This is a genomic window from Streptacidiphilus sp. PAMC 29251 (assembly GCF_054208735.2).
In genome coordinates this window covers 9,090,052-9,106,808 of the sequence record NZ_CM135725.2, presented here as the reverse complement: position 1 = coordinate 9,106,808, position 16,757 = coordinate 9,090,052, and the positions used below count along the sequence as shown (strand labels likewise).

Here is a 16,757-nt window from a genome sequence, read left to right as displayed (position 1 = left end):
AGCCTGTCCGACGTCCAGGCATGGAGCGGAACAGCACTGAACGAGAGTCAGATCTCGGCCATGGCCGGCATCCCCGGCCGCAGTGCCCCGTACACCTTCGCCGACACCGCGGACTGGAACGGCGACGGCAACCCCGATGTGATCGCCGCCGACGCCGGCGGGAAGCTGTGGTTCTTCCCGGGCAACGGCTCCAACGGCTTTTCCTCAGCCGCCATCTACCTCGGCTCCGGCTTCGCCGGCTACACCTTCGCCGGCATCGCCGACTTCAACAAGGACGGCCACCTCGACCTGATCGCCGCTTCTCCCGACGGAGCCCTGAGGCTCTACCCCGGCGACGCCGCACACGACCTGGCCACCCCCACCATCCGGTTCGCCAGCGGGTGGGCCGGGCTGACCTTCGCAGGCGTGGCCGACTTCAACGGTGACGGCAACCCCGACATCATCGCCCGCTACCCCGACGCCACCCTGAAGATGTTCCCCGGCACCGGCAGCGGGGCCGGGCTCGGCACCGCCGTGCAGATCGGCACGGGCTGGAACGGCTACACCTTCGCCGGTGTCGCCGACCTCAACCACGACGGCAACCAGGACCTCATCGTCCGAGACGCCGCCGACCTGCTCTGGCTCTACCCCGGAAACGGCTCCAACGGCTTCGGCGCCCGCTCCCAGATCGGCAGCGGCTGGGGCGTCTTCACCTTCGCCGGCCTCGCCGACTGGAACAAGGACGGGAACCAGGACGTCATCGCCCGCGACGACGCCGGCCTGCTCTGGCTCTACCCACGCTCAGCCACCGCGTTCTCCACCCGCGTCCAGATCGGCCACGGGTGGTAGCCGGCCGGCAGAGGTTGTAAACCGGCTCGGTGCCGGGCCGGCCGGGGTCGCGCCACCGCGTTCGCAGCGGCGCGCCCCCGGCCGGCGCCCGCGCCACCTCCGGCGGGACTCATCGCGGCGGAGACCCTTCAGCGCAGCGGGGTGGTCGGCCAGAGCGGTTCGGCCGCCTGCTCCTCCGCCGCGCGGAGCACACGGAGGACATTGCGGCCGGTCAGCGCCTTCCAGGTCGGACTGCGACCAGCCGCGGGCGGCCAGTTCGCGCAGCAGCACCGGATAGCGGGAGACGTCGGCCGGCCCGGTGGGCTGGTGGTCGACGCCGTCGTAGTCGACGCCGAGGCCGACGTGCTCCACGCCCGCGACCTCGGGGCGCGGGTGGGACTCCAGCCACCGCAGCTGCCTGGGGCTTCAACCGGATGAACGACGACACCACCACAGCCGCATTCACCCCGATCTACGGACCCACCACCGGCCCCAACGCCCCGCATCTCGGCACCTGGGCCCAGCTCACCGGCGTGTACGACGCCAGCACCCAACGGATGTACCTGTACGTCAACGGCACCCAGGTCAGCTCCGACCAATACACCGGCACCACCTGGAACCTTCAGATCGGCCGACGCCTCTACCACGGCGCGTACGGCGAGAACGCCAGCGCCAACCTCAGCCAGGTCCGTGTGGAGCTCCGCCTTCGCCCCCGACCAGGCAAGCGCCCTGTACCTGCAAGGTCACTGATCCCCAACGAGCCCGCACTCCGAGGTCCGAAACGCCACTGGCGAACGGACCCCGCCAGTCGCACTTCGAGGATGCGCTGGTAGTCCGAGGCAAGCACCAGTACCGACACCTGTCCACACCGCGACCACCACCCTCGGCGCCACCGCCTGCTCCGCGACATGCGATCGGCTGGCAACCTCACCAGCAACTGCGACCGCGGCGGCCACTCCCGGGCGATCATCGCCTGCCGCGAGCCGATTGCCGACGTGCCGGAGGGCGGGTTGTAGTCAAGGTCGCGTGCACGTTGCTTGTTGTAGTAGCGGCGGGTTCCGGGGTCACCAGTGCGCACCTGATGGAGGCCACTCATCGAGTCTCACTCACCAACCCGGAAACCCCATCAGGGGTTGCCGGTAAGGGTGGCGATCAAGCCGGGGAGCACGACCAGCAGAGCGAGGCCGCTGAGGATCATGAGGAAGGCACCGACCTTGCGAGTCTTGCCGAAGACAAGGAGCCGGCCGACGTCCTGGCCCTTGGCCATCGCTGCCCCGACAACGGCGCGGTTTCGGGCGGCGTAGTGGGAGCCGATGCCTCGAACATCAGCGAACAGGACCAGACCGAAGCCGAAGGCACCGAGCATAAGCAGCGCGAATATCTCGAAAAAGATCAGCACGGCTAGAGAGTTCCAGGCCCACTGCCTGTTGTCCATCCCCCTTCCGGAGTCCCTCGACCGGCGCCATCGCGGGCTGAACCCCCGAGTACCCGCTGTGAGGACAGCCGCTTTGAACGGGGCTGGACGCACGCGCAACCCACCAGGGCACCGCAACGCCCTACGCCAGCGCTGCACGACGGTGAAAACCGATCGGTTCCTCACCGTCCGCCCGCACCACGTCCAACTCGCGGACCGCCGCCAGGCCGCCGCAGGCCCCGCATGGCAGGCCGCCTACCGGCGGTGGAGACCACCCGGTGGCATGCACCGTCGCCCTCAACCTACGAACCCTGATCGACCGCGGACTCACCCACACCCACACCAACGGCACCTGCGCCCTCACCCCAGCCACCACATAGCCCAAGGGGCCGCCCAGCCAACCGCCGGACAGCCCCCGCAACAGGATCCTCGTCAGTCTCCAGTGGTGGTGTGCGACCAGAGACCTTCCCCTCCTCCCCATGCGTATCCGACACACGAGAACCAACCACCGCCCGAACCGGCACCAACCTCGTCATACTGACCACCGAAAGCCCCCACAACCCCAGCCAGCAGACACACCCCACCATCCACCCCTCGCATGGGTGAAGGCGTCCGAGGCGATATCGCCGAACCAGGCGAAGCTGGCGGACGAGCCCTGGCACAACCTCCGCTGGGGCGACCTGGCGGCCGCCGCGCGCTGGTCCCGGCATTCCGATCGGCCCGACGAGGAGCGCAGCCTCCGGAGCATGACTCTCCGCGCTGAGATCGCCGCCACAGCGGGCGACATCCACGGCGCGGTGCTGCTCGCCGAGGAGGCGACCCTGCGCCGGACGGCGATCCACGATGCGGCGGCCTCCTCCAGTAGCATTCCCGTCGCACGTCGCGGAGTTGGTTCAGGAGGCCGTCGCGGGAACGAGGTGGTCCAGGCCCTGTGCACTGCCCGTCGCGGCCTCGGTCGAGCGGGGCAGCATGACGCGCTCGTAGGCGCGGATGGCGTCGCCGACGCCGGGTTCGGTGACGAGGGCGTGGGCGAGGTCGGCGCCGTCGAGCATGGCGAGGTTGGCCCCCAGCCCGACCGGCGGCATCAGGTGCGCGGCATCGCCGAGCAGCGTCACGCCGGGAACCTGCGCCCAGGTGTACGAGGCGGGCAGCACGTGCAGGGGTCGGTTGACGAAAGTGTGGTCGCTGTCGCGCAGGATCCGCAGCAGGCTTTCGTCCCAGCCGTCGAGCATCTTCAACAGGTGCTCCCGCACAGCCTGTTGGTCGCTGAGGTCGAGTCCGGCGGCCGTGTGCCAGTCCTGCGCCTCACGCATGGCGAGATAGCCGCGGATGTGACCGTTGCTGTTGCGCTGGGCGACCAGGGTCCGGCCGATGCCCTTCGCCAGCAGCGATCCGTTGCCGACCAGCCGGGCGAGTTCGGGGTGGCGGGTGTCGCACTGGTCGATGCCGGTTTCGACGAAGGAGACACCGGTGTAGTGGGGTACGACGGGCGACAGGGCCGGGCGGATCCGCGACCAGGCGCCGTCGGCGCCGACCACCAGGTCGAACTCCTCGGGTGTACCGCCACCCAGGAGCAGGCGGCACGTGCCGCCCGTCAGCGGGGTGACCCCGGTGGCGGTCCGGTTCCACCGCACCGTGCCCGGGACGAGCGAGTCCAGCAGCAGGCCGCGCAGCTGGCCGCGGTCGATTTCCGGGCGGCCGCCTCCCGCGGTGGGCCCCTGCTGCGCGAGGAGGGTGCCGGTGGCATGGTCGAACACCCGCCACTCGTCGCCTTCGGGGCGGGCGAGGGCGTGGAACCGGTCGAGCAGGCCTGCCGACCGCAGGGCGGCCTGGCCGGTGTCGGGGTGCATGTCGAGGGAGCCGCCCTGCGGGCGGGCGTCGGCGTCGGCTTCGCGTTCGAACACTGTGACGGCGCGACCGTGTTGCTGCAGGATCCGGGCGCAGGTCAAGCCGCCGAGGCCGGCGCCGACGATCGCGATGCGAGGGTCGCGGGCAGAGTGCATGGGTGTGTCCTTGCAGTAGTGGCGGGTCGCCGGGCGGCGCCGGGACCACCACAAAAGCACACTCGCTAAATAAGTACAATGACAACACTTTCTTAGTGGATGCATGTCGAGCTACAGTGGTGAGGTGACCGAAACCATGGGGCGCCGCGAGCGCAAGAAGGCCCAGACCCGGCAGTCTCTGGCCGACGCCGCACTCGAACTCTTCCTCGAACGCGGCTACGACCAGGTCGGCGTCAAAGACGTCGCCGACGCCGCAGATGTCTCGGTGACCACCCTTTTCAAGTACTTCACCGGCAAGGAGGCACTGGTCTTCGACCAGGACGACGACCTGGAAGCAGCCCTCGTCGCAGCCGTGCGCGAGCGGCCCCCCGGCCGGTCGATCCCGCAGGCGCTGCGCGAGCATCTGCTGCTGAGCCAGACCCGGTTCGCTGTCCACACCGCCGACCCGCGGTTCGCGGACTTCACCCGTCTGGTACAGGAGACCCCCGCGCTGCGCGACTACTCCCAACGGATGTGGACCCGCCACGAAGCGGCCCTGGCGCGGGCCATCGCGGAAGCTGCGGGCGCGCCCGAGGACGACATCAGCTGCGCCGCCCTGGCCCGGTTCGCCCTGGCGGCACGCAGCCTGATACTGCAGAACCCAGAACCGCGCCGGGCTGCCGACGAGGCCTTCGCCCTGCTCGAAACCGGCTGGACAGCCTCCCATCCGAGCAGCTGACCCGGGCTGCGAGGATGGGCTCAGCAGGTGACGTGGAACTCGTTTCCGCCGGCGTCGAGGAACTCCCCGGATTCCCGGTCGTGCCGGGTGACTTCCAACCGCAGCTCGTTGCGCGCCGCCTTAGGCGCAGCAGGCGGCCCCATGACCAGCGAGACCGCGCTGGTGGAGGTCCGGCGCAGCCGTACGCCCGAGGGGAGGTACTCGACCGCGTGCCAGTCGGCCTGGGCCTGCCAGAAGGCGGACTGCTGGTAGCAATCCTCCTCCGCGACATCGAGGCAGATCGCGACGAGGCCGGCGTCGGCGAGTACTCCGGGGTGTCCGGGACGCAGCACGCAGAATTCGTTGCCCTCCGGATCGGCCAGCACGTCCCACGGCACATCCCCCTGGCCGATGTCGATCCGCGTTGCGCCGAGGGCGAGCAGGCGTGCTACCTCTGCCTGCCAGTCCGGCCCTCCGGCCAGGTCGAGGTGGAGCCGGTTCTTGGTTGCCTGCTTCGGCTGCGCGGCCGGCACGAAGCGCAACTGCAGGCCGCCCGTCAGGCCCCGCGTCGCGTCCCGCCAGAAGCGGTCCATGCGTGGGACGTCCAGCGCGTCGATCACGATGCCGGTCAGCATCTCGTTCCCCCAGTCCTCGAACCCGTTTCCTACCCATTGTCGCTGCCACTGTCAGCGAGGGCCGGACGTGCGGCGAAGGCCGCCCCCGGCGGGGGACGACTAGGCGCGGCCTGAACGGCGTCCCGCTCCGTGCCCTTTGCCTCGCCGATCTCCGTGCCGCCACGCAGCCCGGGCGCCAGCAGCAGAGTCGCGGCCAGTGAGGCCGCCCCCCTCCGCACCGGGGGCGAGATCGATCCTCTCCACCGCGTGCGCTATCGCCTCGGCCGCAGCGAGCGTCGCTACCACGCCGCGCGCGGGCCCGCCAGCTGAGCAGCGGGCCACGGCCACCGCGTGCACCGTGCTGCAGGGATCGCCGTCCCGACGGAGCATGGAACGGACGGGCAGGCCGAGGAACGGACGGGTAGGCGGATGAGTCGAAGGGGCCATGGATGAACGATCATGACGACGGCCCCCTGGCCGAAGCCGCACAGGACACCGCCGCCCGCGCCCGCATCGACTCCCCCCGGCAGCGCGATGTGGCGATGCTCAGCGCCGGCCGGGCGCTGGCCGAGGCGACCTCCGTGGAGGAGGTCTTCAAGGCGGTGGGGTCCCTCGAATCGCCGGAGTTCCCGCTGGACGGCATGGCGATCTTCGATGTCACCGAGAAGTGGCTGAGCCTGCTCGGCCGGTACGGCTACCGCTCCGGCCACGGTCGTACCGTCCGGATGCCGATCGGCACCGACCATCCGGCGACCGAGGTGCTGCGCACCGGCCGCGCGGTGTACATCGAGACCGTGGAGGAGTACCGCGAGCGCTTCCCGACCACGTGGAGGCTGGCGGCCCGGAAGGGCAGCCTCTCCTGGGCGCTCCTGCCGCTGGTCAGCACCGGCCGGATCACCGGGGTGTGGCTGGTGGCCTTCGTCGACCGGGTCGACTTCGACAGCGGCCTGCGGAACACGCTGGTCACCCTGGCCCAGCTGATCTCCCGGGCGCTCGACCGGGGCCAGACCGGGGAGGCCGAGCTGGCCCTGTCGCGCGGGCTGCGGAGCAGCATGGGACGGGGCACCCCGGAGTACCACGGGATGACCGTGGCCTCCCGCTATGTGCCGACCGGCGGCGGGCTCGTGGTGGGGGGCGACTGGTACGACGTGATCGACCTGCCGTGCAACCGCCTGGCGCTGGTCATCGGCGACGTCCAGGGCCACGATCTGCGCGCGGCGAGCCTGATGGCGCAGCTCCGTACCGCGGTGCACGCCTACGCGGCCGAGGGGCACGGGCCGGACGCCGTGCTGGCGCGCACGTCGCGCTTCCTGGCCTCGCTGGACGAGGACAGATTCGCCACCTGCCTCTACATCGAGGCTGACCCGGCGTCCGGCACGCTGCACCTGGCGCGGGCCGGGCATCCGCACCCCCTGCTCCGGATGCCGGACGGCACCTGCATGATCAAGCACATCCGGGGCGGGCTGCCGCTCGGGCTGATGCCCGACGAGGACGACTACCCGGTCAATGTCATGGAGCTGCAGCCCGGGGAGATCCTGCTGCTGTGCACGGACGGGCTGCTCGAGACCGGCGGGCGCGACCTGGACAAGGGCTGGGCGCGGGTGCAGGACACCATGTCCCCCGGCCCGACCGACGATCTGGAGGGGATGGCCGACCGGCTGATCCACAGCGTGGTCGGCCCGGTGACGGAGAACGGCGAGGAGCGGCTGACCCCGCGCAACGAGGACGACATCGCGCTGCTGTTGCTGCGCCGCGACACCAGGGCCCAGCAACCCGTACGGCCGGTGCGGCGCGTGCTGATCGCCATCGAGCAGGACCAGGCGGAGGGCCTGGCGGAGGCACGGGTGGAGCTGCGGGCGCTGCTGCACGACTGGGGGCAGCCCGACCTGGTGGACACGGCCGTGCTGCTCGCGTCCGAGCTGCTGGGCAATGTGCTGGTGCACACCGACCAGGCGGCGGTGCTGATCGCCGCGGTGTCGGGCGAACCGGGCCGCCGCACTCTGCGGGTGGAGGTCTCCGACAGCGGCGACGAGCTGCCGCACCGGCGCACCCCCGGCGAGCTGGCGTCCTCGGGGCGCGGGCTGGTGCTGCTCGACATCCTGTCCGACCAGTGGGCCGTGCGGCCGGAGCCGGAGGGCAAGACGGTGTGGTTCGAGCTGGCCGAGGAGTCCGGCCCGGGCCCGGACACCTCGGGCCCGGACGACGGCAGCTGACGGCAGCTCACCCAGGGTGTCGGCGTCCTGTTGGGTCTGGTCACCGAACGCTGACCGCAGCGGGACCCTGCCGCACAACCGATGACGCCCCGAGCCCGGGCCGGGCTCGGGGCGTCATCACCGGCGGTTGCTCAGCAGGACATCAACGGCCTTGCAGGGACTTGACGTTGTTGCCGAAGGTCCAGCCCAATGAGCCGTCCCAGTTGATCGACCAGGTCATCAGCCCCTTCAGCGCACCGCCGAAGGCGTTCCACGACTGGCTGACCAGGCTCGGCGCCATGTAGCCGCCGCCCGCGCCGGATTGGGCCGGCAGACCGGGCACCTGCTTGTCGTAGGGCACCTTGACCGTGGTGCCCTGGACGGTCAGGCCGTTGTTCAGGCAGGTGGTCTGCGCGGTGAAGCCCTGGACCGTACCGGCCGAGTAGGAGTCGCCGGAGCAGCCGTACATGCTGCCGTTGTAGTACTGCATGTTCAGCCACCACAGTCGCCCGTTGTCGGCGTACTTCTTGATGATCGGCAGGTAGGAACCCCAGATCGACCCGTAGGTGATGCTTCCACCGGTGACGTAAGCGGTTTCCGGGGCCATGGTCAGGCCGAAGCCCGCGGGCATCTGGGCCAGCACGCCGTCGATGATGCGCTCCAGGTTGGCCTGGGAGGCGGACAGCGTGTTGATGTTGCCGCTTCCGGTCAGACCGGTCTCGATGTCGATGTCGATTCCGTCGAAGTTGTACTTCTTGAGGATCGGGACGACGGTCGCCACGAACTTGTCGGCGACGGTGCTGGAACTCAGGTCGATGCCTGCGGCGGCGCCGCCGATCGACATCAGGATCGTCGCCCCGGCCGCCTTGGCCTGGCACATCTCAGCGGGGGTGGCGACCTTGACGTTGGCGTCCATGCCGTCCTGCCACTCGACGGTGCCGTCCGAGAGGATCACCGGGAAGGCGGCATTGATGACGTTGTAGCCGTGCGCGGCGATCCGGCTGTCCGTGATGGGGATCCAGCCCAGGCCGGGGTGGACGCCGTTCAGGGCGCCGTCCCAGTTCTCCCAGTAGCCCTGCAGCACCTTGCCCGACGGCCGGGGCTTGGTGGCACAGGTGCTGCCCGGCGGGGTGGTGGTCGGCGGCGTCGTAGTCGGCGGCGTGGTGGTGGGCGGGGCCGTGGTGGGTGGGGCCGTGGTCGGGGGCGTCGTAGTCGGCGGGGTGGTGCTCGGCGGCGTCGTGGTCGGCGGCGCGGTGGTGGGCGGGGGGCTGCTGCCGCCGGGGCCGGTGAGTGACACGTCGTCCGCGTAGTACGTGGGCTGCGCGTACCAGCCGTGCAGGTAGACGGTCACCGAGGTGGTGCTCGCCCCGGTGGTGAAGGCGACGCTGAGCTGGCTGTACGACGGGCTGTTCGGCGTCCAGGTGGACGGTGCGCTGGTGAGGCCGGTGCCGGTGGCGCCCAGGTAGACGTAGCTGCCCTGGACGTAGGCGCTCAGCGTGTACTGGGAGTTGGGCTGCACGCTGATGGTCTGGCTGCACTGGGCGGTGTCCGAGCTGGTCGGCGTGGCCTTGAGCGCGGAGGAGCCGGAGTGGACCGGGCTGCTGACGGCGACCGCGCCGGAGGCGCCGGAGCAGGTCCAGCCGGAGAGCCCGCTCTCGAATCCGGGGTTGGCCACCAGGTTGGTGGTGGCAGCCCCGGCCGCGCCGGTCCCGACCACGACGATGCCGGTCCCGATGACGGCGGCGGCGCTCATTCCGGCGATGGAGCGCTTCAGGACGGTTGATCCGTGCTTGGCGCGGCGGGTCCGGTTCACCTGCGATCCGCGACCGAGATCCGGACGAGGGGGGAAATCACCGGGCTGACGTGGAGTACGAGACCTCCGACGGAACATGCTGTGCTCCCTTCCCGCCGAGCGCCATGGGCATGACCAGCGCGTGGGGGCGTGACGCCCGGCTCTGGGTGAGGTGGGGACATGTGGGGGTGTGCCGACCGGAGCGTAGAAGGGCCGACGAGGCCCGTCAATAGGTCTGGACCAATTGCGAGGAGACCTCATCGGCCGTCGCCAGCCACCAGCGGGCCGCCCCGCCATGGAGTCATCCGATGTCAGGAGGCTGTACATCGCGAACGAGCCGTGAACACCGGCTACATGCCACAAGACATCCGAGCTATCTGCCCGGCAGCGGGGTTGGCGTGATGAATCGAGGGCAAGAGGGTCATGGCTGCCCGCAGCCGTCACCTGACTCGTCGCACCCTCCCCCACCCATGGAGTCTCCTGTGCCACGCCATGCGTTCTCCGCCTTCACCCGTTGGGCGCCGGGTCTGTTAGGAGCCGTGCTCGCCGTCGGGCTGTTCGCCCCGCCCGCGCCGGCCGCCGCCACCGCCGCGCCCGCTGCCCGCGCCGCGCCCGCCGCGCCCGCCGCCCGCGCCGCAGCAACACCCGCGGCGTCGGCCGCCACTGGCTGGACTGGCACCTGGTCGGTGTCCCCGCAGAGCGGGGGTCCCTCCTACAGCAACCAGACACTGCGGCAGATCGTCCACACCAGCATCGGCGGCAGTTCGGCCCGGCTACGGATCTCCAACGCGTTCGGCTCGACCCCGCTGACCGTCAGCGACGTCCATGTCGCGCAGCGGACCTCCGGTTCCTCGGTCTCGACCAGCACCGACCGCGCGGTGACCTTCGGCGGGCAGTCCTCGGTGACCGTCGCAGCCGGCGCGATCGCGCTCAGCGACACCGTTTCCTTCGCGGTCACCGCGCAGTCCGACGTGGCAGTCAGTTTCTATCTGCCGAACTCGACCGGCTCGGCGACCTACCACCAGCAGGGAACCCAGACCAACTACGTGGCCGGCGGCGATGTCAGCGCCAGTGCGACCCTCAACTCCCCCAGCAGCAACGGCAGCTACGCCTTCCTGACCAATCTGGACGTACAGAACACGGCTGCGGTGGGCGCGGTGGTCGCCCTCGGCGCCTCCATCACCGACGGTGTGGCCTCGTCCCAGGACTCCAACAAGCGCTGGCCCAACGACCTGTCCCGCCGGCTGTCGAGCAGCGGCCTCACGGTCGGTGTGCTCAACCAGGGCATCAGCGGCAACAAGCTGCTCAGCGACGGCGCCGGGCAGAGCGCGCTCAACCGGTTCTCCCGCGACGTGATCGGTCAGCCCGGAGTGCGCTGGGTGATCTTCTCCGACGACCCGATCAACGACCTCGGCTCGGGCAATCCGCCCACGGGCGCCCAACTCATCAGCGGGCTGCAGACGTTGATCTCCCAGGCGCATCAGGCGGGGCTGTCCTTCCTGTGCTCGACGCTCACCCCGTACCAGGGCTCCAGCGGCTGGACGCAGGCCGGTGAGAACGCCCGCGCGTCGATCAACTCCTTCATCCGCGGCTCGGGCAGCGGCTGCGACGGCATCGTGGACCAGGACACCGCCACTCACGATCCGGCCAACCCGACCCGGTACCTGCCCGCCTACGACGCCGGCGACCATCTCCACCCGAACGAAGCCGGACTGCAGGCCATCGCCAACGCGGTCGACCTCAGCGTGTTCGGCGCCACCGCCCCGCCCCCGGCGAACGTCATCTCGCTGCACGCGCACGCCAACGGCAAGTACGTCACCGCGCCGAACGGCGGTGGCTCAGCGCTGATCGCGAGCAGCACCAGCGTCGGCACCGCCGAACAGTTCGACGAGATCAGCCTCGGCACCGGCCTGATCGCGCTGCGCTCCCACGCCGACAACCTGTACGTCACCGCGGAGAACGCCGGCGCGGCCCCGCTGATCGCCAACCGGACGGCCGTCGGCTCCTGGGAGACCTTCCAGCTCGTCGACAACGCCGACGGCAGCGTGAGCCTCAAGGCGCAGATCAACGGGCAGTACGTGACGGCGGAGAACGCGGGCGCGGCCGCGCTGATCGCCAACCGCACCGCGATCGGCCCCTGGGAGGAGTTCGACCTCAGCGCCGCGTGACGGCGGCCGGACCCGCCTCTCAGTCGGAGGGGTCCAGAGCACGCGAGCGCTGCTGAACTCCGGGCGTGCCGTACGGATAGTCGGACACGATCGGCGAGCTCGCCTCGTCGAGCCGCTCCGTCTCCTTCTCCGACAGGTGCAGGCCGGCCGCGGCGAGGTTGTCATCGAGCTGTTCGAGTGTGCGCGCACCGAGGATCACCGAAGTGACCGCGGGCCGGTCCGCGACCCAGGCCAGGGCCACCTGCGACATGGACACCCCGCGTCCCTCGGCGACCTGCCGAACCGCGTCGATGACCTGCCAGGTGCGCTCCTGGGCATTGCGGGGGCCGTAGGCCTCCATGCCGCGCCGCGGGTCCTCGCCGAGCCGGGTCGCGCCGGTCGGGCTCCGGTCGCGCAGGTACTTCCCGGTCAGCCAGCCGCCGGCCAGCGGCGACCACGGCAGGATCCCGATGCTCTCGTTGCGGCAGACGTCCACCAACTCGAACTCGATGTCGCGGTTCAGCAGGTTGTACTGCGGCTGCAGCGTCACGATCGGCGCGAGCCCGCGGAACTGCGCCAGCAGCGACGCCTTCTGCAACTGCCAACCGAGGAAGTTGCTGACGCCCACGTAGCGGATCTTGCCCGCGCGCACGGCGTCGTCGAAGAAGCCGAGCGTCTCCTCGATCGGCGTCAACGGGTCCCAGGCGTGCGCCTGGTAGAGGTCGACGGTCTCCACCCCGAGCCGCCGCAGACTCGCGTCCAGCGCCCGGGACAGGTGGACGCGGGTCAGGCCGAGGTCGTTGGGGCCCCCGCCCATCGGGAACCGTCCCTTCGTCGCGATGACCACCTGGTCCCGCGCGCCCGGCCGAGCGGCCAGCCAACGGCCGACGATCTCCTCCGAGACGCCGCGGGAGTACACGTCGGCGGTGTCCACGAAGTTCCCACCCCGCTCGACGAACCGGTCGAGCTGGGCCTGGGACACCTCCTCGCTGCTCTCATTGCCGAATGTCATCGTGCCCAGGCACTGCGCGGACACCACCGTGCCGGTGCTGCCCAACGTGCGGTACTCCATCGGTGCCTCCAGATTCGGAATCCGCTCCTGAGTCTGCCGCCCGGGAATCAAGCTGTCCAACAGTTGAATCTGATGCCTTTGAGCAGCGGCAGCGATTAATCGTGGAGCTCCGGCGAGCGGGCGTCGTACTCGGCGCGCGCGGCATCGATGAATGCCAGGTGCCCGATGCTCCACTCCAACAGCGGCGCGGTTGCTTCGCGGAGGGTCACGCCCATCGGAGTCAGCTGGTAGCTGACGTGGGGCGGCATGATGTTGCGGACGGTTCGGGTCAGGAGTCCGTCGCGCTCCAGGCTGCGCAAGGTGACGGTGAGCATGCGCTTGCTGATGCCCTCGATGCCCCGGTTGAGTTCGCTGAAGCGACGCGGTCCGTCCTTGAGATTGCGCACGACCAGGAGCGACCACTTGTCCCCGACGATGTCGAGGACTTCCCGAGGCCGGCACCCGTCAGCAGCCGGCGCCGGCTCGTGGTCCGCCGTGGTCATGGTTACCTCCAGAGAACCGGGGCACCGAAATGTGCCTTATTGCGCAGAGTGCGGTGGCTGTATCAACCTGATCGAGGTAACAAAAAATTACCGAGGAACACATAGTAACCTTCAGGAAGCGAAGACACTCATGAACACGCCGACCTACCTCCTGGTCCACGGCGCCTGGCACAGCGGCGCATGCTGGGAGCGGGTGGTTCCCATCCTCACATCCGCCGGGCACCGGGTACTCGCACCCTCGCTCACCGGCCACGGAGACAAGGCGCACCTGCTCGGTCCCGAGGTGGGCCTCGACACGCATGTCGCGGACATCGTCAGGCTGATCATCGAGGACGACCTGACCGAGGTGGTCCTCGTCGGACACAGCTACGCCGGGCTGGTCATCTCGGCCGCGGCCAACCAGGTCCCGGAGCGGATCGCCCACCTGGTCTACCTCGACGCGATGGTCCCGCAGGACGGTGAGAGCGCGGTCGACGTCATGCCGGTGACCCAGACCCTGATCGACCTCGCCGCGAAGTCCGATGCCAACTGGCGGATTCCGCCGCTGCCCGAAATGCTGCCTCCGCACGGCCTGTTCGGGGTCACCGACCCGGCGGACGCCGCGTGGCTGCGCACCCTGCTCTCGGACGAGTCGGCACTCTGCCTGCAGCAGCCGGTCCGGATGGACAACCCGGCCGCGGACACCGTCCCGCGCACGCACATCCACTGCGTCGGCGGCCTGCGGGACGGCATGACCCGGCGGCCGGTGCCCGCGCTCCAGCCCAACGGCACCCCGGCCCAGGTGTGGGAACTGCCGACCGGCCATGACTGCATGATCACCACTCCGACCGAACTCAGCAACCTGCTGCTCAAGCTCGCCTGACGTAGCATCAGCTCAGGAATCAGCCGGGCTCGGTGACGGCCGTCAGGATGCGGGCCAGGAACAGGCGCTCCAGCCGCCCCGGCGGCAACTGCTCGGGTTCGACGTAGCTCTGCGCCAGCCCGCCCTCGCGGATGGCGACGAGCAGCCGGGCCAGTTCCTCCGCGCCGACGGTGAGGGTGAGTCCGGCCCGGTGGAGGTGCCCGGTGATGCCCCGGGCGAGCGCCTCGCGGAGCCGGGCGTCGTGCCGGGCCAGGATCCGGGCGGTCTCCGGGTTCCGGATGGCGTGCAGGGTGAACTCGGTGGTGACCAGATACCAGTCGCGCTCGTCCGGTTCGATCTCGCAGACCCGCTCGGCCAGCCGGTCCAGCGTGAAGTCCTCGGTGGGGATCGAGGCCATGGCGGCGTCCAGCCGCAGCACGGTCAGCTCGCTGTGCTGGTCGAACAGCTCCAGGAACAGCTCGTCCTTGCTGGTGAAGTTGGAGTAGAAGGCGCCGCGGGTGTAGCCGGCCCGGGCGCAGACCTGCTCGATCGTGGTGGCCTGGAAGCCGTGCTCGGCGAAGGCCGCCAGCGCCGCCGTGAGCAGCGCGGCCCGGGTACGCGGGCGGCGCGCGGTGGTGCCCTTCGGCATCGGGCCCTCCTCGGCCGGGGTGGTGCGAACTCACGATACATGGATGTATCCGATACGCGGATGCATCGGATACCTTGTCGGCACCACGGAGGAAGGCCGCCGCAGCGGAGGGCCACCTCGGCTGCGGGCCGCCACGGAAGAAGACAGGTAAGGGCACATGGACGCTGATGTGATCGTCGTCGGTGCGGGGCTGGCCGGGCTGGTGGCCGCCGCGGAGCTGGCCGAGTCCGGCCGGCGCGTGCTGGTACTGGACCAGGAGCCGGAGACCGGCCTCGGCGGCCAGGCGTTCTGGTCCTTCGGCGGCCTGTTCCTGGTGGACTCCCCCGAACAGCGCCGGATGGGCATCAAGGACTCCCCGGAGCTGGCCTGGCAGGACTGGCTCGGCACGGCCGGCTTCGACCGCGGGTTGGACGACCCGCTCGGGGAGGACTTCTGGGCCCGGCAGTGGGCCCGCGCCTATGTGGACTTCGCGTCCGGCGAGAAGCGGTCCTGGCTGCGCGAGCAGGGGGTGCGCTTCTTCCCGGTGGTGGGCTGGGCCGAGCGCGGCGGCTACCACGCGGACGGCCACGGCAACAGCGTGCCCCGGTTCCACATCACCTGGGGCACCGGTCCCGGCGTGGTGGAGCCGTTCGTCCGCCGGGTCCGCGCCCAGGTCGAGCGGGGTCGGATCGAGCTGCGGTTCCGGCACCGGGTGGACGGCCTGATGCTGACGGACGGCGCGGTGACCGGCGTCCGCGGCGCGGTGCTGGCGCCCAGCGACGCCGCCCGCGGCACCGCGTCCTCGCGCGAGGAGGCCGGGGCGTTCGAACTGGCCGCGCAGGCGGTGATCGTCACCTCCGGCGGCATCGGCGCCGACCACGACCTGATCCGGGCCAACTGGCCGGAGCGGCTGGGCAAGGCGCCCCAGCGGATGATCTCCGGCGTGCCCGAGCACGTGGACGGCCGGATGCTGGGGATCAGCGAGCAGGCCGGCGCGCGCCTGGTGAACCGGGACCGGATGTGGCACTACACCGAGGGCATCCAGAACTGGAAACCCGATCTGGGCCCGGCACGGCATCCGGATCCTGCCAGGACCGTCCTCGCTCTGGCTGGACGCCAACGGGCGCCGCTTCCCGGCGCCGAACTTCCCCGGCTTCGACACCCTCGGCACCCTCAAGGCGATCACCGACACCGGCCACGACTACTCGTGGTTCGTGCTGACCTACCGGATCGCCGAGAAGGAGTTCGCGCTCTCGGGCTCGGAGCAGAACCCGGACCTGACCGGCAAGAGCATCCCGGACGTGCTGAAGCGGGCGCGTTCCGGCGCGAGCGCCCCGGTCCAGGCGTTCCTGGACCAGGGCGCCGACTTCGTGGTCGCGGACACCCTGCCGGAGCTGGTGGCCGGGATGAACCGGCTGACCGACCAGCCGCTGATCGACCTGGCCGACCTGGAGGCGCAGATCACCGCGCGCGACCGGGATCTGGACAACCCGTTCGGCAAGGACCTGCAGACCATGGCGATCCGCAACGCCCGGCGTTACCGCGGCGACCGGCTGATCCGGACCGCCGCGCCGCACCGCATCCTCGACCCGAAGGCGGGCCCGCTGATCGCGGTCCGGCTGAACATCGTCACCCGGAAGACCCTCGGCGGCCTGCAGACGGACCTCTCCGGACGGGTGCTGCGGGCCGACGGCGAGGTGCTGCCCGGCCTCTACGCGGCCGGCGAGGTGGCGGGGTTCGGCGGCGGCGGGGTGCATGGCTACCGCTCGCTGGAGGGCACCTTCCTCGGCGGCTGCCTCTTCTCCGGCCGCCAGGCGGGGCGAGCCGCGGCGGCGGCGACAGCCTGAACGGACAGCCGCCGCCAGGGGCGGCCGGGCACCGAGCCCGCTCCCCGGCACCGTGGGAGATCTCCACTTCCTGGTCGAGCGAATCATGACCACCGTGGCGGGGAAGAGTCGCTGATCGGCTGACGATCGCTGAAGCCGGCGCTCTCGACGGCGGTCTTGTCCTGGACAGGTCATCTCGCGATGATGTCCATGACAATCAACCGAACGCTCGGTCACGAGAG

The 16,757-nt window shown here is 70.4% G+C and carries 14 protein-coding genes and 1 pseudogene; 7 read left to right on the top strand and 8 right to left on the bottom strand.

Annotated elements, in window-relative coordinates; genetic code table 11:
- Positions 1-60: 60 nt before the first annotated feature.
- Complete coding sequence (locus tag ACXKR8_RS43505; RefSeq protein WP_458270049.1) at positions 61-828, top strand: FG-GAP repeat domain-containing protein; 768 nt, start codon at positions 61-63, stop codon at positions 826-828.
- Here ACXKR8_RS43505 and ACXKR8_RS43500 read toward each other — a convergent pair.
- On the bottom strand, positions 781-1,179 hold the full coding sequence (locus ACXKR8_RS43500) for a membrane dipeptidase (RefSeq protein WP_458270048.1): 399 nt from the start codon (positions 1,177-1,179) through the stop codon (positions 781-783). The two genes, ACXKR8_RS43505 and ACXKR8_RS43500, sit on opposite strands and share 48 nt — an antisense overlap.
- Before the next feature lie 62 nt (positions 1,180-1,241).
- On the opposite strand from ACXKR8_RS43500, the gene ACXKR8_RS43495 reads away from it, so the two are divergent.
- Positions 1,242-1,640 carry a LamG-like jellyroll fold domain-containing protein gene (locus tag ACXKR8_RS43495; RefSeq protein WP_458270047.1) on the top strand — a complete coding sequence of 133 codons (399 nt, stop codon included), beginning with the start codon at positions 1,242-1,244 and terminating at the stop codon, positions 1,638-1,640.
- Positions 1,641-1,933: 293 nt separating this feature from the next.
- On the opposite strand, the gene ACXKR8_RS43490 is transcribed toward ACXKR8_RS43495, so the two are convergent.
- Together ACXKR8_RS43490 and ACXKR8_RS43485 are read right to left on the bottom strand one after the other, a co-directional pair.
- Complete coding sequence (locus tag ACXKR8_RS43490) at positions 1,934-2,242, bottom strand: hypothetical protein (protein ID WP_458270046.1); 309 nt, start codon at positions 2,240-2,242, stop codon at positions 1,934-1,936.
- An 872-nt stretch (positions 2,243-3,114) separates the two neighbouring features.
- A complete protein-coding gene (locus ACXKR8_RS43485; protein ID WP_458270045.1) occupies positions 3,115-4,224 on the bottom strand; it encodes an FAD-dependent oxidoreductase in 1,110 nt (369 codons plus the stop codon).
- A 136-nt stretch (positions 4,225-4,360) separates the two neighbouring features.
- Between ACXKR8_RS43485 and ACXKR8_RS43480 the strand changes: the two genes are divergently transcribed.
- Positions 4,361-4,942, top strand: a complete 582-nt coding sequence (locus tag ACXKR8_RS43480; RefSeq protein WP_458275232.1) for a TetR/AcrR family transcriptional regulator — start codon at positions 4,361-4,363, stop codon at positions 4,940-4,942.
- A 20-nt stretch (positions 4,943-4,962) separates the two neighbouring features.
- Here ACXKR8_RS43480 and ACXKR8_RS43475 read toward each other — a convergent pair whose 3' ends face one another.
- A complete protein-coding gene (locus ACXKR8_RS43475) occupies positions 4,963-5,556 on the bottom strand; it encodes a VOC family protein (RefSeq protein WP_458270044.1) in 594 nt (197 codons plus the stop codon).
- 428 nt (positions 5,557-5,984) lie between these two features.
- On the opposite strand from ACXKR8_RS43475, the gene ACXKR8_RS43470 reads away from it, so the two are divergent.
- Positions 5,985-7,748: an ATP-binding SpoIIE family protein phosphatase gene (locus ACXKR8_RS43470; RefSeq protein ID WP_458270043.1), complete on the top strand. Its 1,764-nt coding sequence runs from the start codon at positions 5,985-5,987 to the stop codon at positions 7,746-7,748.
- Between the two features lie 142 nt (positions 7,749-7,890).
- Here ACXKR8_RS43470 and ACXKR8_RS43465 read toward each other — a convergent pair whose 3' ends face one another.
- Positions 7,891-9,480 (bottom strand): carbohydrate binding domain-containing protein, encoded by a 1,590-nt coding sequence (locus ACXKR8_RS43465; RefSeq protein ID WP_458275231.1) that lies wholly within the window; start codon positions 9,478-9,480, stop codon positions 7,891-7,893.
- A 578-nt stretch (positions 9,481-10,058) separates the two neighbouring features.
- On the opposite strand from ACXKR8_RS43465, the gene ACXKR8_RS43460 reads away from it, so the two are divergent.
- Entirely contained in the window at positions 10,059-11,687 is a 1,629-nt protein-coding gene (locus tag ACXKR8_RS43460) for a GDSL-type esterase/lipase family protein (protein WP_458270042.1), read from the top strand.
- Positions 11,688-11,706: 19 nt separating this feature from the next.
- Here ACXKR8_RS43460 and ACXKR8_RS43455 read toward each other — a convergent pair whose 3' ends face one another.
- Both ACXKR8_RS43455 and ACXKR8_RS43450 read right to left on the bottom strand, forming a co-directional pair.
- Positions 11,707-12,738 carry an aldo/keto reductase gene (locus ACXKR8_RS43455; protein ID WP_458270041.1) on the bottom strand — a complete coding sequence of 344 codons (1,032 nt, stop codon included), beginning with the start codon at positions 12,736-12,738 and terminating at the stop codon, positions 11,707-11,709.
- A 95-nt stretch (positions 12,739-12,833) separates the two neighbouring features.
- Entirely contained in the window at positions 12,834-13,220 is a 387-nt protein-coding gene (locus ACXKR8_RS43450) for a winged helix-turn-helix transcriptional regulator (RefSeq protein ID WP_458270040.1), read from the bottom strand.
- Positions 13,221-13,350: 130 nt separating this feature from the next.
- Between ACXKR8_RS43450 and ACXKR8_RS43445 the strand changes: the two genes are divergently transcribed.
- Positions 13,351-14,082: an alpha/beta hydrolase gene (locus ACXKR8_RS43445; RefSeq protein WP_458270039.1), complete on the top strand. Its 732-nt coding sequence runs from the start codon at positions 13,351-13,353 to the stop codon at positions 14,080-14,082.
- 19 nt (positions 14,083-14,101) lie between these two features.
- Here ACXKR8_RS43445 and ACXKR8_RS43440 read toward each other — a convergent pair whose 3' ends face one another.
- Positions 14,102-14,710 carry a TetR/AcrR family transcriptional regulator gene (locus ACXKR8_RS43440; protein WP_458270038.1) on the bottom strand — a complete coding sequence of 203 codons (609 nt, stop codon included), beginning with the start codon at positions 14,708-14,710 and terminating at the stop codon, positions 14,102-14,104.
- A 157-nt stretch (positions 14,711-14,867) separates the two neighbouring features.
- On the opposite strand from ACXKR8_RS43440, the pseudogene ACXKR8_RS43435 reads away from it, so the two are divergent.
- Positions 14,868-16,536: pseudogene (locus tag ACXKR8_RS43435) on the top strand (FAD-binding dehydrogenase).
- The last annotated feature ends 221 nt before the right edge of the window (positions 16,537-16,757 follow it).

Bases quoted from the DNA above. Each gene is read 5' to 3' on its own strand.
- ACXKR8_RS43455 (WP_458270041.1), bottom strand. From the start codon at position 12,738: ATGGAGTACCGCACGTTGGGCAGCACCGGCACGGTGGTGTCCGCGCAG.
- ACXKR8_RS43445 (WP_458270039.1), top strand. From the start codon at position 13,351: ATGAACACGCCGACCTACCTCCTGGTCCACGGCGCCTGGCACAGCGGC.
- ACXKR8_RS43465 (WP_458275231.1), bottom strand. From the start codon at position 9,480: ATGAGCGCCGCCGCCGTCATCGGGACCGGCATCGTCGTGGTCGGGACC.
- ACXKR8_RS43490 (WP_458270046.1), bottom strand. From the start codon at position 2,242: ATGGACAACAGGCAGTGGGCCTGGAACTCTCTAGCCGTGCTGATCTTT.
- ACXKR8_RS43450 (WP_458270040.1), bottom strand. From the start codon at position 13,220: ATGACCACGGCGGACCACGAGCCGGCGCCGGCTGCTGACGGGTGCCGG.
- ACXKR8_RS43495 (WP_458270047.1), top strand. From the start codon at position 1,242: ATGAACGACGACACCACCACAGCCGCATTCACCCCGATCTACGGACCC.
- ACXKR8_RS43505 (WP_458270049.1), top strand. From the start codon at position 61: ATGGCCGGCATCCCCGGCCGCAGTGCCCCGTACACCTTCGCCGACACC.
- ACXKR8_RS43485 (WP_458270045.1), bottom strand. From the start codon at position 4,224: ATGCACTCTGCCCGCGACCCTCGCATCGCGATCGTCGGCGCCGGCCTC.
- ACXKR8_RS43475 (WP_458270044.1), bottom strand. From the start codon at position 5,556: ATGCTGACCGGCATCGTGATCGACGCGCTGGACGTCCCACGCATGGAC.
- ACXKR8_RS43480 (WP_458275232.1), top strand. From the start codon at position 4,361: ATGGGGCGCCGCGAGCGCAAGAAGGCCCAGACCCGGCAGTCTCTGGCC.
- ACXKR8_RS43440 (WP_458270038.1), bottom strand. From the start codon at position 14,710: ATGCCGAAGGGCACCACCGCGCGCCGCCCGCGTACCCGGGCCGCGCTG.
- ACXKR8_RS43470 (WP_458270043.1), top strand. From the start codon at position 5,985: ATGAACGATCATGACGACGGCCCCCTGGCCGAAGCCGCACAGGACACC.